General features: G+C 66.3%; 11 protein-coding genes and 1 pseudogene. 3 read left to right on the top strand and 9 right to left on the bottom strand.

Annotation, left to right across the window (positions count from 1 at the left end):
- Nucleotides 1-341 precede the first annotated feature (341 nt).
- From H0921_RS15965 to H0921_RS15955, 3 genes are all read left to right on the top strand, one after another.
- Nucleotides 342-1,673, top strand: coding sequence for a PQQ-binding-like beta-propeller repeat protein (locus H0921_RS15965; RefSeq protein ID WP_228499934.1), 1,332 nt, complete (start codon nt 342-344; stop codon nt 1,671-1,673).
- Nucleotides 1,674-1,781: 108 nt separating this feature from the next.
- Complete coding sequence (locus tag H0921_RS15960; RefSeq protein WP_194539520.1) at nt 1,782-3,047, top strand: outer membrane protein assembly factor BamB family protein; 1,266 nt, start codon at nt 1,782-1,784, stop codon at nt 3,045-3,047.
- 209 nt (nt 3,048-3,256) lie between these two features.
- On the top strand, nt 3,257-4,174 hold the full coding sequence (locus H0921_RS15955) for a leucine-rich repeat domain-containing protein (RefSeq protein ID WP_194539519.1): 918 nt from the start codon (nt 3,257-3,259) through the stop codon (nt 4,172-4,174).
- Nucleotides 4,175-4,497: 323 nt separating this feature from the next.
- Here H0921_RS15955 and H0921_RS15950 read toward each other — a convergent pair whose 3' ends face one another.
- The 9 genes and pseudogenes from H0921_RS15950 to H0921_RS18250 all read right to left on the bottom strand — a co-directional run.
- On the bottom strand, nt 4,498-5,214 hold the full coding sequence (locus H0921_RS15950; RefSeq protein WP_194539518.1) for an ABC transporter ATP-binding protein: 717 nt from the start codon (nt 5,212-5,214) through the stop codon (nt 4,498-4,500).
- A 95-nt stretch (nt 5,215-5,309) separates the two neighbouring features.
- Nucleotides 5,310-6,287, bottom strand: coding sequence for a prenyltransferase/squalene oxidase repeat-containing protein (locus H0921_RS15945; protein ID WP_315851922.1), 978 nt, complete (start codon nt 6,285-6,287; stop codon nt 5,310-5,312).
- On the bottom strand, nt 6,284-6,745 hold the full coding sequence (locus tag H0921_RS15940; protein ID WP_194539517.1) for an acyl-CoA thioesterase: 462 nt from the start codon (nt 6,743-6,745) through the stop codon (nt 6,284-6,286). The genes H0921_RS15945 and H0921_RS15940 overlap by 4 nt, the downstream gene beginning before the upstream one ends.
- Entirely contained in the window at nt 6,742-8,052 is a 1,311-nt protein-coding gene (locus H0921_RS15935; protein ID WP_194539516.1) for a glycosyltransferase family 4 protein, read from the bottom strand. Before H0921_RS15935 ends, H0921_RS15940 begins: the two co-directional genes overlap by 4 nt.
- Nucleotides 8,053-8,398: 346 nt before the next feature.
- Nucleotides 8,399-10,963: a hypothetical protein gene (locus H0921_RS15930; RefSeq protein ID WP_194539515.1), complete on the bottom strand. Its 2,565-nt coding sequence runs from the start codon at nt 10,961-10,963 to the stop codon at nt 8,399-8,401.
- 245 nt (nt 10,964-11,208) lie between these two features.
- Nucleotides 11,209-12,285 carry a zinc ribbon domain-containing protein gene (locus H0921_RS15925; RefSeq protein WP_194539514.1) on the bottom strand — a complete coding sequence of 359 codons (1,077 nt, stop codon included), beginning with the start codon at nt 12,283-12,285 and terminating at the stop codon, nt 11,209-11,211.
- Nucleotides 12,286-12,658: 373 nt separating this feature from the next.
- Entirely contained in the window at nt 12,659-13,285 is a 627-nt protein-coding gene (locus tag H0921_RS15920) for an RNA polymerase sigma factor (protein ID WP_194539513.1), read from the bottom strand.
- A 291-nt stretch (nt 13,286-13,576) separates the two neighbouring features.
- Nucleotides 13,577-14,551 carry an NAD(P)H-hydrate dehydratase gene (locus H0921_RS15915; protein ID WP_261345480.1) on the bottom strand — a complete coding sequence of 325 codons (975 nt, stop codon included), beginning with the start codon at nt 14,549-14,551 and terminating at the stop codon, nt 13,577-13,579.
- Nucleotides 14,505-15,026: pseudogene (locus H0921_RS18250) on the bottom strand (hypothetical protein); the annotation flags it as partial. The pseudogene H0921_RS18250 and the gene H0921_RS15915, both read right to left, overlap by 47 nt.

Genomic DNA, 15,026 nt, shown 5'->3' with positions numbered 1-15,026 from the left:
ACTCGCTCCGGGCTGACCTGCCGCAGGCTCCACGTTGCCCAGGTTCCTTTTCTCGACGTTTCCCCAGGGCGGCATTTTTGCCATTTTCCCGCTTGCTCTTGCGGCGGGGGGTGCTAGATCATCCCTAGTCCGCCTGCCTCGGAGACCGAGTTTCCCGCCCGCCGGCCGATTGCGGCCTGTTCGCTTACGGACCGAGTTGGTCCGTCCCTTACTCCCAACGTCACGGGACAAGCGGTTTTCCCACCGGGCCTGAGCTGCGGTCGCTGACGGGGAAAACGTGTTTTCCGAGAGGCGTCGTTCCCACGGAAAACGGTTCTGATGTGCCAAGGAGAAGCTGCCGTATGAAAGCACGCGAGGTGTTGCCCATCCGGGGGTGGGTGGGGGTAGTTGGGGGTCTGATGCTGGGAGCGGGTCTGGTCGGTGCGGCGGATTGGCCGGAGTTCCGCGGTCCGAAGCGGGACGGCTACTGCACCGAGACGGGCCTATTGCGGAGCTGGCCGGCCTCGGGTCCGCCGCTTTTGTGGAAGGTGGGCAACCGCGGGGCGGGTTGGGGCACGCCGTCGATCGCGGAAGGAAAAATTTTCGGCATCGGTCTGCGCGACGGCAAAGACGGCATCTGGGCCTTGAATGAAGCCGACGGCAAGGAACTCTGGTTCACGCCGTTTGCCGATCCGCCCGCGACGGGTCAGGCTTACAAGAACCAGACGAACGGACCGGCGAGCACGCCGACCGTGGCCGCAGGGAAAGCTTATGTCGTCAGCGGCGATGGCACCCTGGCTTGCGTCCAGACGAGCGACGGCAAGCTGCTGTGGACGAAAAACTATGTCCGGGACTACGGCGGGCGGGTGCCCACCTGGGCGTACACCGAATCGGTGCTGGTGGACGGCCAAAAGGTCATCGGCACGCCGGGAGGAGCAAAGGCCACGATGGTGGCTTGGGACGCGGACACGGGGAAGGAAATCTGGCGCTGTGCGGCGGGGAACGTCGGCGGCGGACAGGGGTATTCCTCCCCGGTCAAGGCGGTGATCGCCAACGTGCCGATGTACGTGGTGCTCACAGGCAGCAGCGGCGGACTGATCGGCGTTCACGCGGAGACGGGCAAGCTGCTGTGGCAATACCGGGGTCAAGCGGCGAGCGGCGGCGTGGCCCAGATTCCCATGCCCGTCATCTCCGGGGATAAAGTCTGGGTCTCGTGCAGCTATAGCGGCGGAGCGGCCTTGCTCCAACTGTTACCCAAAGGCGACGGCTCCTTCGAGGTCAAAGAACTCAAAAGCTACAAAGTCTCCGAGCTGAACAATCACCACGGCGGCATGGTCCTGGTCGATGGCTACCTCTACTTCGGCCACGGGCAGAACCAGGGGCATCCGGTGTGCGTGGAGTTTGCCACGGGGGAGATCAAGTGGGGGCCGGAGCGCAACGCCAAGGCGGTCGGAGGCGGTCAAGGCTCGGCGGCGGTCCTCTACGCCGATGGCCGACTCTACTTCCGCTACCAGAACGGCGTGATGGTCTTGATCGAACCCTCGCCGCAGGAGCTGAAAGTGGTCTCGACCTTCCGCCTGCCCCCGCCGGATAACAAGCGCTATTCCCAGAGTTGGCCGCACCCTGTGATTGCCAACGGCCGACTCTATATCCGCGATCAGAACATGCTATATTGCTATAACGTCAAGCCGTGAGGCGGAAGAAGATCGCCGCGCCGCCGGAAGCGCCGGGGGGGACGGTCCCAGCCTGCGGGTTGAACGGTTCACCAGGATCGAATCTTCTTCGAGAACGAGGGCTGCACCATGAACCGTACAAGTTGGCTTGGCAGCGGGGGCGTTGTGCTGCTGATCTCCGGCTTGCTGGGGGCGGCGGATTGGCCGCAGTGGCGCGGTCCCGAGCGCGACGGCGTCTCCCGCGAAACCGGCTTGCTCAAAAGCTGGCCCAAGGGAGGACCGCCGCTCCTCTGGACCGTCAAAGGTTGCGGCAACGGCTTCTCCTCGGTCGCGGTCAGCGGCGGGGTGATCTACGGCACGGGAATGCTCGAGGGACGCAATCACCTCTGGGCACGGCAGGAAAAGACCGGCGAGCTGCTCTGGTCCACCCCCTACTCCGAACAGCGCGGCGAACCGAATAGCACCCCCGTCGTTCACCAGGGCAAAGTCTATGCCCTCACCCGCGACGGCGACCTGGCCTGTGTCGATGCCCGCACGGGCCGCGTCCTCTGGCGGAAGAACTACGGCAAGGACTTCGGGGGGCGGATGATGTCCGGCTGGGGCTACAGCGAATCGCCGCTGGTGGATGGGAACAAGCTCATCTGCACGCCGGGAAGTGACGAGGCCGCCGTGGTCGCCTTGAACAAGGACACTGGAGCGGTCATCTGGAAGTGTGCCATCCCCCGCTGCGGCGGGGCCGGTTATGCCTCCCCGATCAAAGTCACGGTGGACGGCGTGAGCCTGTACGTCACCCATTTGGGACCCAGCGGCGGCGTCGTGGGGGTGGAAGCCCAAAGCGGCAAGCTCCTCTGGCAATACAAGCGCGTCAGCAACAGCACGGCCAACATTCCGACCGTCGTGGCCCGCAGCCCCTACCTGTTCTGCTCCACCGGCTACGACAGCGGTGCCGCCCTGCTGCGCCTGCGCGTCACGGGACCGATGCAAGTCCAAGTCGAGGAAGTCAAGCGCCATTCCGGCCGGGAGTTGCAGAACCACCACGGCGGGATGGTCCTGGTCGGAGATTATCTCTACCTTGGCCACGGACACAACAACGGCCTGCCCGCCTGCGTGGACTTCCGCAACGGCGAGATCGTGTGGAAGGAAAGCCGCAATCCCGCGGGCGGCGGCGGCTCGGCCGCGGTCATCGCCGCGGACGGCATGCTCTACTTCCGCTACCAGAACGGCGTAGTGGCCCTGCTCCAGGCGACCCCGGACGGCCTCACCCTGGCCGGCGCCTTCCAGGAAACCAACCGCAGCGGTCGCGAATGCTGGGCACATCCCGTCATCGCCAACGGCCGACTCTACCTCCGCGACCAGGACAAACTCGCCTGCTACGACCTCCGCGCCCGGAAGTAACCCCCCCCTCTGCCAACCCCCTGGCCGCCTTTCCTCCGCCCAACGCCCTCGGCCACTTTCCTCCCCCTCTGCCCCCGACGCTTCACCGCACCGTGTGGCGTGGATTCCCACCATGCCCCTTTCGCGTTTTCGCTTGTGAGAGGAATAGCGGAGGGTTACACTGAAGGGGTCAATTCCATCGCACACTCAAGTCTTGGGGGAGGTCAGTCATGCAGCGGCGACTTCCTCTGGCGGGGGCGTGGTTCGGTCTGGTCGGGGCTTTCCTGCTGAACGTGGGATCAAATTGGGGGCAACCCGACGAGCCAGGGGGTAAGGCCAAACTCCGTCGGTTGCCGGAGGAGGTAGTCCAGCGCTGGCGTGCGGCGGGTGCCGAGGTGGGCTGGCTCCGCGTCATGGATTATGGAGTCATCGTGTTTTTTGTGGGGGAAAGTGTAGCCAAGGCGGGGGACCTTCCTGGTTTTCGGTTTAGGCTGTGGCCAGGGGACGGCGTAGTAGGCAAGCTCCCCGCTCCCGGCGCACCCTTTGGGCTGAGTTTCACCCGAATTACGGACGCGGGTTTGAAGGAGGTAGCCAAACTGAGTCACCTGCACCTGCTGGACCTGAGCTTCACCCAGATCACCGACGCGGGACTCCCACATTTAGCCCAACTCAAAAACCTGCAAGCGCTGGACCTGAGCGGCACCCCGATCACCGATGCCGGAGTCAAAGAACTGGCCCCACTCCAAAACTTGCAAGTGCTGTACCTGAGCAACCTTCTGTTTGAGAAGCCTAGCCTGATCACCGACGCCGCACTCCAACACCTGGTCCAACTCCAAAACCTCCACACGCTGGACCTCAGCCGGACCAAGATCACCAACGCTGGACTCCAACACCTGGCCAAGCTTAAAAAAATGCAATGGCTGAACCTGAGCTACACCGAGATCACCGACGCTGCACTCCCCCACCTGAAACAACTCCAAAACCTGCAAGAGCTGAACTTGAGCCGCACCCAAATCACCGATGCCGGACTCAAACACCTGACCCAACTTCAAAACCTGCAACGGCTGAACCTGTACGACACCCGTGTCACGGATGCAGGGGTTCGGGAACTGCGAAAAGCCTTGCCGGGCTGTAGGATCATACACTGATCACTTTCTCGATGATAAGCCGGTGATCGATGAAAGCTTTCTCGGTGATAAGCTGAGGAGCCGAGTAGCATGGCCCCCCCAACCCGACGCGGGGCGTTCCCCAACAGCCGTTCTGGCGATTCCGACGGAGGTACGACCCGGCCGGGAAGCAGCAGCGGCGGGGAGGAAGGGGAAAATTGTCCGCAGGCGGCCGACAGTCACCTCCTCGCTGGCGGACGGCTCGAGGAAGTGGCAGCATCCTGTCATTCCCCAAGCCGTTGGCTTTCTGGGTTTCACCCCTCCGCTGGCTTGGCGTCATTTCCGCAGCGGATGATCGAGCCGATTCAGGAAGCAGGGGGGGCGGGACTGCTGAAGGGGGTGGTAGGCTCGGCGTGGAAGTGCAGGCGGGCGGAGCGGAGGTCGGCGCGGCGGGGAAAGCGGCGGGCCAATTCGACGCTGTGGGTCACCACAATCAGGATGTTCCGCTCCTGGCGGTGCAGTTCTTCGAGCAAGTCGGCGACGACGGCGGCACTGTCGGCGTCGAGGTTGCCCGTCGGTTCATCGGCGAGGACGAGGAGCGGCTGCAAGATGAGGGCACGGGCCAGGGCGACGCGTTGGCGTTCGCCGCCGGAAAGCTCCGCGGGCCGGTGGTCCAGCCGATGCCCTAGCCCGACGCGTTCCAGGAGCTGCCGCGCCCGCCGTTCCACTTCCGCGGCGGGCCGCCCGCTGACCAGAGTGGGGATGAGCACATTTTCCAGCACGTTGCACTGGGGCAGCAAGTGATGGTCCTGGAAGACGAAGCCGATGCGGCGATTGCGGAAGGCGGCTAGTTCCCGTTCCCGCAGGCGGAAAGGATCGACCCCTTCGAGGGTGACGCGGCCCGCGCTGGGCGTGTCCAGGGTGCCGAGGATGTGCAGGAGCGTGCTTTTGCCCGAACCGGACGGCCCCATGATGGCCAGAGATTCCCCCGGCAGCAAGGTGAAGGAAATCTCGCGCAGCACCGTGAGGGGACCGCTGCGGGTGGGATACTCTTTGCTCAGGTTTTCGACGATCAAAGCCATTGCGCGATCCTCGGCGATTTCCGGTCAGGGGTACCTCGTGGTTGGGTGACAGCGGCGTGTCCAGAACGGCGGGGCGGCGGGACGGGTCCGGGGACCTAGCCGCTGGGGTCGGGAGGGATGTGCTGGGTCAGGGCGGGGTCCTGCTGGGCGGCGAGGGCGAGCACGCCGAGGCCGTAGAAGGTGTACTCGACATCGGGGGTTTCATCCCAGAGTCCGCCGCGGAAGCCGCCGTGGGGGTCGGCACAGGCGAGGGCGAAGTCGCGGAGTGGTTTCCAGGGGAGGCGGTCCGCCACGCCGAGGCTGACGAGGGTCCAGGCGCCGGTGAAGGTGGAGAGGAGGTCCGCCAGGGGGATGCGGGGGTTGGCGCGCAGGCCGCCGTCGAGGGGGGCGAGCATACCGGCGAGGAAGTCCGCCGCGGAAGCGGCGATGGGGGGATCGAGGCCGCCGAGCAGTTGGAGCACGCCGAGGGCCGCCGCGGTGGGATTGGTGCTGCTGCGGCGCTGGGCCGGGACTTCGACGAAGCCGCCGTCGTCCCGCCGCTGGGAGAGGATGAACTCCTGCAAGCGGGGCTTGTCCGGCAAGTCCAGGCCGAGCAATTCCGCCGCCAGGCAGACGAGGAAGCTGATGTAGGTGCTGCCGCGGGGGGCCGCGGGGGTCTTGCCGTAGCCGCCGTCGGCGCTGCGGAAGCGCTCGAAGAGGTCGGCCAGGCGCTGCTGCCAGTCCGGGGGCGCTTCGGACCACAGGTCGCAACCGCACAACTGCACCAGGGCAGCACTGAGCAGCCAGGCGAAGAAATCGACCACCTGCGTGCTGCCGGCGAGGCGTTGGCGCAAGTAGGCGGCGGCGCGCTGGCCCACCTCCAGCTCCAGGCTTTGCAGCACGGCTAGGGAACGCAAGGCGAAGCTGGTGTAATACAGGTCCGCACCGGGGGCGCGGCCGCGGAAGCCGCCCTCGGCTTCCTGCTGGGCCAGAAGGAAGCGGCGGTGCGGTTCCAGGAGCGCCGCCGGATAGCGTTCCAGGCCGTCGAGCAGGGCCAGGTTCATCCGGGTCAGGTAAGGCAGCGGTGCGTTCACGGCACGTCCGGCACAGGGGGGATGTGGGCCAAGTCTGGCGTCTCGTCGCCCTGCAAGCGCTGGCGGACCTCCGGGGGAATCTCGACCGCTTCCAGGCGGTCTGGCCCCATCGCCCGGCAGAAGACGGCGGTGATCCGCCCCACGGCGATCGTCTGCCCCTGCTCGTTGCTGAAGTCGAAGCGGTAGCGCACCGACTTCTGCCCGACGTGTTCCACCGTCACGGTGATGGTCAGGAGGTCCTCGAAGCGGGCCGGCTGGAAATACTCGCAGGCCGCCTGGACACGGGGGAAGCCCCAGCGCCCGCCGGCATCCCGCCAGCTCACCGTCAGCCCCAAAGAGCGGAGGAACTCCGTCTCCGCCGATTCCATGAAGCGGAAGAAGTTGGCAAAGTGCATGATGCCGGCCAGGTCGGTATCCCCGAATTCGACCCGCCGGCGGGTGGTATAGGTGCGGCTCATGATGGCAATGTAGTGAGAGTGCGGCAACGTTCCAGCAACTGGAGGGTGTCCTGGGCCATGCGTTCGGCGGTGAAGGCCTGATGCACGGCGGCGGCGGCGGCTTGACCCAGGCGCTCTCGGCGGTCCGGGTCGAGGATCAGCTCGGCCAGGGCGTCGGCCAGCGCTTCTGGTTGGTTCGGCGGAACCAGGACCCCGCCCCCGCTGCGCTCCAGCAACTCCGGGAAGGCCCCATGCGCCGGTTGCACCGCCGGCACCCCGTTGGCCCACGCCTCCAGCAGATACAGCCCCTTCGGCTCCCGGTAAACGGTCGGCACGCAGAACAGGTCCAGCGACTGCAAAAAGCGCAGCTTGTCCGCGTGCGTCGGGCAATCCACATGCTCGACTTCCCCCGCCAGACCAGCTTTTTCCAACCGGGCCATCTGCTCCTGGAAGTACTCCCGCTCCGCCGCGCCGAGATACCCGCCGACTTTCAAGCGCAGCGCCGGCAGGTTCCGCCCCTTACGCCGCAACAGGCAGTAGGCTTCGACGAGTTGATGCCAGCCTTTCTCCGGGCAGATGCGGGCGAAGTAGCCGATGGTCAACGGGGGTTCCCGCCGGATGGGCCGCGCCCCGCTGCATCCGGCCAACTGAATGCCGGGGTAGATCACCGCGATCTTGGCACGGGGCAGGCCGAGATACTCCGCCATGTAGTCCGCGTAATAGCGGCTGGTGGCGATGAAGGCGGCCACCTGGGCGCAGTTGGCCCGAATGAGCGGCAGGCACTCCTGGCGGTGCTCCGGCAGCAGGGCGTCCAGGAAAATGTCATCCCCCTGGAGGGTGACCACCACGGGCACGCCGGTGCGCCGCTGGATTTCTGGGACGATGCCGGAGAGCAAGGCGTTGGTCAGCACCACGACTTCGGGCTTCCACTCTTCGGCCAGCCACTGGGCCAGCTCGGCGATCTCCTTAGCCTGGTTCCCGTCCATCCCGCGGAGCATGGAAACCGTCAGCTCGCCGAGTTCGCGGTACGGGGTCCGGGAGGCGAAGCGGGAGGCCAGGCGCAGCAGCCAGCGGCGGTTGAAAAGGTGGTCCAGCCAGCGGGGCGTCCGCCGGAAAAGGGCGAACTTCTGCTCCAGATAGACGTTGATGCCGCCGAGAAAGACCCGCGGCAGGCTCACATCCTCCTCGTCGGTGCGGATCGGCGTGTAGGTCGGAATCAGGACGGCCTCCTGCCCGGCTTGCCGCAGGGCAGCGACCAGCGTGTTATCCTTGAGGCAACTGCCGCAGAACATGCCCGCCGCACCGGCGGTGATGTAGGCAATCCGCATCGCACTTCCTCCGGCCTCATCCCTTATCCTAGTAGCCACGGAGGAAGCCTGTCCCTTTCACCGGCCTGCCCTTTCATCGGCATACCCTTTCACCGGTCCCGCACCGGTCCATCCCGGTGCCCCGCCCAGCACCCGCTTGAGCCTCCTTTCTTCCGCGTCTTCTCTCTTCGGAGTCCCCTTTGCTCGGATTCAGAGTCCCCTTGCCTTCGGAGTCCCCTTTGCTCGGATTCGGAGTCCCCTTGCCTTCGGAGTCCCCTTGCTTCTGTTGAGTCTCCTTATCTTTACCCCTGCCTTTGTCCCCTGGCTTCCCCTCTCTCGTCCCTCCGGCACGAAGGGGACGAGCTCGTCACTCCGGCACGAAGGGGACGAGGCGGTAGGTCAGGGCGATTTTGTCCGGCTCGGTGGGTTGTTCGGCCAGGACGATCCAGAGGGTGTGATTGGGGCCGAGGCGGACGGGGCGGTCGCGATCCAGCTCGATGATGACGCCAAAGCCGCCGCGGTCGATGCGGACCTTTCGGGCCAGCAGGGACCGATCCGTCGGGACGGGGCCGAGGGCTTTCCCCTGGGCATCCTCTGCCGTGACCTGGGTGGGCTTCGGCTTTTGCCCTTTCTTCGCCGCCTGGAGGGGCAGGTAGGGGATGATCTCATACGCCTCGGCGATCTGGCTGCGCTGCGGATGGGGAATCCACAGGTCGAGCAAGGGGCGGAACTCCGTGGCGCTGAGGCGGACCGAGCACTGGACGGCGTCGGGCTGGTATTCGTACTGGCGGAAGACCTGGACCGGGGCGTCGCGGACTTCGCCGCTGCTTTGCACGGTCTGGCCCTGGAGCCGGGCGTTGAGGTGTTCGCTGTCGGCAGCCACCAGCGGTCGGCCATCGGCCATTTGCCCGGCCAGAGTGTGCAGGTGGAACTGCCGCCACTGGGACGGATGCATCCCCCGGCCGTAGTCCCCCGCCAGGCGGGAGTCCAGCACCGTGCCGTAGCCGGGAATGTGGAACTGGCAGAGCGCTCCGCCGCCGTAGCCGATCTGGCCGAGGAAGGCATTGCCGGCCCATTTGGGCGTCAACCGGCCATGATAGGTGAGGATGTAATAGCGGGAGCGCCGCGCCGCAAACCACTCGTTCCCCCCGTTGACACTCGTGGTGAAGTCCGGACCGGGCAGCCCCTTCCAGGCAAACTCCCCCTCTCGCTCGATGGGCCGATGCGGCGGATACTGCGTCCGCGAACTCCAGGGATTGGCTGCCGATTCCTCATTCATCGTGTAGCTGTACCCCCGGCGGATGCGGTCGTAAATCTGTTGCATCTGCGGTTCCTGGAGGTCGCGCAGCACCGCCGGCCAGGTCGCCAAAATGTAGCTGCCATAATGGTGGTCGTAGCCGAACCCTTCCTGGCAGAAGCCAGATGGCCCGATCCCCACCCGCGGCCCCCAGCCCCCGGTGGCAAAGCGCTGCAAATAGGTGCGGAACAGCTCCTGCTGAAGCGGGTCCCCCGTGGCCCGGCTGCTATAGGCCAGGGCGGCGACGATCTGCGCGAAAGCGTTGCCGTTGACCCGTTCCCAGGTGCGGCAGAACGCCAGGCGGTCCCCGCAAGTCAGCATCGCCTCGTGCACCAGCTTTTTGACTTCTTCCGGCGCCTCGCTCCGTTGCAAGAGCAGCCAGGCCGGCCGCCAGTTCAGCCAGGCGTAATTGCCAAACTCATAAGCCATGTTGGCGAAATAGCCGAGGGTGACGTTCGGCAGGTCGTTCGGCCCGATGGAACGCAGCCCCTTGGCCAAGTCCTCGATGGCAGCAAAAAGCAGGCGGCGCTCCGGCTTCTGCAAGTAACTGTGCAAGAGCAGATCGCACGGGGGCGAGGCGTAATAGGGACCGTTGACCGGCAGGAAATCCCGCGGCTTGAGGGCCTCCGGCGGATAGCTCCGCTCGCTCTCCGGCAGCTTCTGGAGCCAGTCGTACAGGCGCACCTGCCACGGCTGCCAAAACACCTCCCCGCCGTGATAGATCGCTCCGTTGTGAATCTGCCGCGCTGTTGCCGCATCGGGACACCACACCGCCGCCACCGCATACGTGCCGCGATACCGGATCGACTTTTGCGGCGGGAACGTCCATTTGACATCGACCAGATACACCGCCTCGCGTTCCGCGCATTCCCACTCCAGGATCGTTTCCTGCATTTTCTGCGGATCGGCGAAGGCCACAGAGGCCGTGGTCATCAGACCCTGAATTGTTCCGCGAAAGAGCACATCTCCCTGGGCCGTCCGTAAGGTGAAGGTGCCGGGACTGGGCCAATCCAGATCGGAGAGCACAATGTTCACTCCCGTGGCGCCGCGCGGGACGTAGAGGAAGTGCCGCCGCTGGTGCCGCGGTTCCAGGGCCAGGAAATACGGGTGCCCCGCCACTCCGTAGGCCAGCCCCGGCGTCAAACGGAAGCTCACAAAATGATCCGGACAGCCCACGAGGAGCAACCGGTAAATGCCGGGCGGACCGTGAACGCGATAGCGGAAGCTCCGTTGAGGCAAGGCGGCCAACCGCGTCGGCTCGTGAAAATGCCGCCAGCGCACCAGCGGCGTCGCGCCCCGCTGATAACTGTACGCCAAGAGCCACGCCACATGGTCCCAGCCTCCCGCTGCCACCTCCGTGTCACCACCGGGGATGCCGTCGTCGGGAATCACCTCCCGCACCACTGCCTTCCCCTGCGGATCGTACACCTTGACCAGCACCTCCCGCGGACCCACCTCCAAAAAATTGCTGTCCTTGATGTGGCACTCCAGCGTAAACTCCTTCCCCTGCGGGTTGACGATGTAGGCCGTGATGCCGTCGTAAAGCCGGTACCAGGGGGAAACGGCCCCCTCCTGCGCTGGACTGGCTCCAGCCGACAGAACCAGGACCGCCACGCCGTACAGCCAACGTCTCATGGTCTTGCCCTCCACGGAAATCGCTCTCCCTCGTCCGCCCCGAACTCCGACACGGCTCGTGCCGCTTCCCGCAAGCAGTCTCCGGCATCCTTGCGCCGCGGGGTACGGAGCGTCCGACGATGCCCGCTTCGCTGTCGATTGAGGGGGGAAAACAAACCAAGCCAGGCCGGGTGGACAAAGGAAGCTCTAGGCCTACGGAATCGCCTGGCGGTGGGTGTTACTGCTCGGCGGCGGCAGGCTGAGGTCTAATACTGGATCACCAGGCGGGGAGGCGGACGTTGGCCGCGACGCTCCAGGGCCAGGGTCGCTGCTAAAGCCAGGACGGAGAGCACCAAGCTGGCCAAACCGAGCCACTGCGCCCAGGTGTGCTCCAAATTGTACCGCCGTAACTCCTGATCGATCTTATACTCCACCAGGGCCAGGTGCACGGGATTGGGCAGGGCTTCGTTCCATTCCTGGGCGAAGCGCTCATTGACTGTCTGGTGCAGGGCGCGCTCCAATCCCCAGCCGCGCCATGTCTGGAGGACAAACAGGGCCAAAGCCGCCGCGGAGGCCGCCAGCAGAATGCTCCGCCGCCAGGGCCAAAAGCGCGCCAAGGGCGGGACCTTGCGGAAATCGACGGTGCTCAGCCCCTGATCGGCCCAGGCGACCAGTACCGCGAGAATCAGCAGAATCACCGCGGGCAACACCAGGGCAGCATCCGAACCGACGTGCTGGACCCATTCCACCGGCCAGCGGCTGACTTGCACCAGCTCCGCGTTGGCATAGACGCTGCCGAAGATCGCTCGCCACGGACCCTGGGCATACACCGTCGAGCCGCCGATCGACATCGTCACCCACGGGAAAAACGTGCACACCAGAGCCAGCGGCAACAGCACCGCCGGGCACCAGCGCAGCACCCCCGGCGCCACGGTCAGCGTCAGCGACCGCGTGTAACCTGTCGGCAGCTCCGGCGGCACACCCCCGCCCGCCCCAATCGTCCCACTCCCGACAGCGACAGACGCCGCAGGGCCTGAGGCCACCGGCGGCGGCACAATCGGCGGCGGCGCCACCGGCGAGGAAACAGGAGGGGCGATCGGCGGCGGCACAATCGGCGGCGGCGCCACCGGCGGTACCATCCCCCCTCCTGCCGCGGAAGGCACCCCGGACACCGAGGCCGTCGCCGCACCGCTAGCCCCCATTCCCCCAACCCCGCCGCGCAACACCTCTGGCTCATAACGCTGGGGCGCGGCAAACTCATGCTGGCACTTCGGGCAGCGCAGCTTGCCTCCCTCCGCCGCCGGCTCCACCAAACCCCGGCAACCCGGACAGAGCAAAATCATCGCTTCGCCTCGCTCCACCTCTCCCCGCCGCAGGGAATCCGCCCACGCGGACCGCCGCCCAACGGCGGTCGCACCTTGGCGCCCTCATCGGTTTCCGGCTTCCCGCCGCTTCTGACGATAACTCTAGCGAACCGGCCCCGCGATGCAATGGCCCCGAAGTGCCGACCCCCGCCCCACGGCTGGCACCCCGACGTACCGTTCGCCTCGCCCCACTCTTCGGAACACTCCGCTGCCGCCGGACGCGCTCCCCTTCATGCCGCTGCTATTGCAGAGATGCTCTTCCTGAAAGAGGAACCCACCGCACCAGCCCCGTACGCCCCGAGACAGGACAAGACGATGACAGCGCCGCTCTTGCAGGTCGAAATTTTCCTGCTTACCGGTCGAATTCTTGCTGGAGCATGGCCCGGAGACGCTGGCGGGCCGTCTCCCAGCGCCGCCGAACAGTCCGCACGCTCACATTGAACAGCTCGGCAATCTGCTGCTGCCTCCAGCCGTGGTAAAAGATCAGCCCCACCACCTCCCGCTCCTCAATCGGCAGATTGTCCACCAGCTCGTGGAAGCGGACCCACACCTCGAAATCGGCCACCTTCTGCGGGCAAGAGCTGGAGTCCATTACGTCCGTCCTCACCCGCTCCCCTTGACTTTCCCCTTCCACGCTGGCCGCGTGCAACGAGGACGGCGCGATCCGCCGCTTGGCCCGCCGTGCCAGGTCCATCAGCTCCCGCCGCATGTGCACCGCCGCCAAATTGAAAAAGTCCCGCGTCGTCCGCGGCTGGATGATCCGCAGCGTCCGCACAAAACGCAGCATGCTTCCTTGCAGCAAATCATCGCAATCGGCATAAGGCCGCAGATTGGGAAAACCCCGCAGCATATGCGCCGCCAAATATCGCAGCCGGCGGAACACCGTCTGGAGCAGCTCGTTGAGGGCCGCCGTGTCCCCAGCCCGCCAGCGGCACAGATACTCTTGCAACACCGCCGTTGAAAGATTTCCGTCCATCATCCATCTTCCCTCTGCGGGCTGCTCTCCAAACTTTTCCACCCAACTTCCATCCTAACTCCCATTCCGGAACGAGCAAGGCCGAAAAGTCTTAACAATCGCAAAAAAGTCAGATTTTTCGGCCAACAAAACCATTCGCCTGGTGGGTGCCGCTCACGAAGAAACACCGATCGTGCAATGTTGCGGAAAAATACCCGAAAAGCCGCCTTTCGAGTAGGGCCTGGTCCGCCGCCACCTGAACCCCCGCGCCCCGGAGTCGGCCCCCCTCAACCGCCCGCTGTGAAGTGCCTGCCGTCACGTGCCTTCCGCCCAGGGGGAAGTTTCCCGCTCCTTCCACGCCGCGGGCAGGTAATCGAGCAGGTCCGCCGCCGTCAGGGCCGTCCAGCCGAGATGCCGCGCCGCCAGGTCCCCCGCTCGCCCATGCACCCACGCTCCCAGCACCGCGGCCTCAAACCCCGCCCATCCCTGCGCCAACAGCGCCCCGATCATCCCCGTCAGCACGTCCCCGCTGCCCCCCGTCGCCATCCCCGGATTGCCCGTGCTGTTGCGGTACAGCCGCCGACCATCGCTCACCAGCGTCCCGCTCCCCTTGAGCAACAGCACCACCCCCTGCTCCCGCGCAAAGCGCACCGCCTGCCTCTGCCGCTCCGCCTCTTGATCCTGGACTTCCGGATTGTGCGCCGGCGCCGTCCAGCCGCTCAGCCGGGCGAATTCCCCCGCATGCGGCGTCAGCACCACGCTCCGCCCCGGCGGCAGCCCCCACTCCGCATACGGCGACAGGGCATACAACCCATCCGCGTCGATGACCACCGGCTGCTCCGCCGGCAACAACTCCAGCACTCGCCGCACCAACGCCACTGTATCCGCCCGCCGCCCCAACCCCGGACCGATCGCCACCGCATCCGCCCGCGCGCACTCCGCCGCCAACGCCTCCGCCGCTCCCTCCGCATACGTTCCCCCCGCGCTCTGCGGTATCCCCCACGTCGTGTACCCCGGATATGCCCCCGCCACCACGTCCCAGATGTCCGCCGGGCAGGCCACCCGCACCAGCCCCGCCCCGCTCCGCAACGCCGCCCGACCCGCCAGCACCGCCGCTCCCGCCATCCCCCGGCTGCCGCCCACCACCACCACCGTCCCGTAATCCCCCTTGTGGGACTCCCGCCGCCGCACCGGTAGTCGCGGCACCTCGACCACCGGCTGCCAGCTCACTGCCTCCCCGCTGTCACCGCTTCCCATCGCCGCCGCCCTCGCCCCGCCCCATGACCACATCCACGCCCCCCACCTCCGCCGCCAACACCCACTGCCGCTCCGCCTCCCCCGCCACACGCCACCGCACCACCGGACCCACCCACACCGGCAACGCACTCCGCCCCGGCACCACCACCTGCCGCCCTTCCACCTCCACCGTCACCGCTTCCTCCGTGTAATTCAAAAACCGCAGCAGGCGGTATCCCTCCACCGCACCCGCACCCGACCACGCCCGATAACTCACCCGCAGCGCCTCTCGGCCCTCCCCGCCTCTTCTCCGCTCCGGCCCGGCCACCTCCGCCCGATACCGCGAGGTCGAACTCCCGCCTCCTCCCGCGCCCGGCAGCGGCGGCACCACCGGCGGTATCTCCGGCGGCAACGTCAGCGGCGGCAACGCCTCCGAGCTACCCCCCGGACCGCTCGTCCCGTCTCGCTTCGGCGGCACCGGCACCGGCAAACCCGCCGGCGGAATCCGCTCCCGGCTCCCCGCCTCCGC

Origin of the sequence: Thermogemmata fonticola (assembly GCF_013694095.1) — a bacterium.
Taxonomy (GTDB): domain Bacteria; phylum Planctomycetota; class Planctomycetia; order Gemmatales; family Gemmataceae; genus Thermogemmata; species Thermogemmata fonticola.
The sequence above is the reverse complement of the archived record's forward strand: the minus strand, read 5'-3'. Positions and strand labels throughout refer to the sequence as shown.

Excerpts from the sequence above, each read along its gene's own strand:
- H0921_RS15965 (WP_228499934.1), top strand. The coding sequence starts at position 342 with ATGAAAGCACGCGAGGTGTTGCCCATCCGGGGGTGGGTGGGGGTAGTT.
- H0921_RS15960 (WP_194539520.1), top strand. The coding sequence starts at position 1,782 with ATGAACCGTACAAGTTGGCTTGGCAGCGGGGGCGTTGTGCTGCTGATC.
- H0921_RS15955 (WP_194539519.1), top strand. The coding sequence starts at position 3,257 with ATGCAGCGGCGACTTCCTCTGGCGGGGGCGTGGTTCGGTCTGGTCGGG.
- H0921_RS15950 (WP_194539518.1), bottom strand. The coding sequence starts at position 5,214 with ATGGCTTTGATCGTCGAAAACCTGAGCAAAGAGTATCCCACCCGCAGC.
- H0921_RS15940 (WP_194539517.1), bottom strand. The coding sequence starts at position 6,745 with ATGAGCCGCACCTATACCACCCGCCGGCGGGTCGAATTCGGGGATACC.
- H0921_RS15935 (WP_194539516.1), bottom strand. The coding sequence starts at position 8,052 with ATGCGGATTGCCTACATCACCGCCGGTGCGGCGGGCATGTTCTGCGGC.
- H0921_RS15930 (WP_194539515.1), bottom strand. The coding sequence starts at position 10,963 with ATGAGACGTTGGCTGTACGGCGTGGCGGTCCTGGTTCTGTCGGCTGGA.
- H0921_RS15925 (WP_194539514.1), bottom strand. The coding sequence starts at position 12,285 with ATGATTTTGCTCTGTCCGGGTTGCCGGGGTTTGGTGGAGCCGGCGGCG.
- H0921_RS15920 (WP_194539513.1), bottom strand. The coding sequence starts at position 13,285 with ATGATGGACGGAAATCTTTCAACGGCGGTGTTGCAAGAGTATCTGTGC.
- H0921_RS15915 (WP_261345480.1), bottom strand. The coding sequence starts at position 14,551 with ATGTGGTCATGGGGCGGGGCGAGGGCGGCGGCGATGGGAAGCGGTGAC.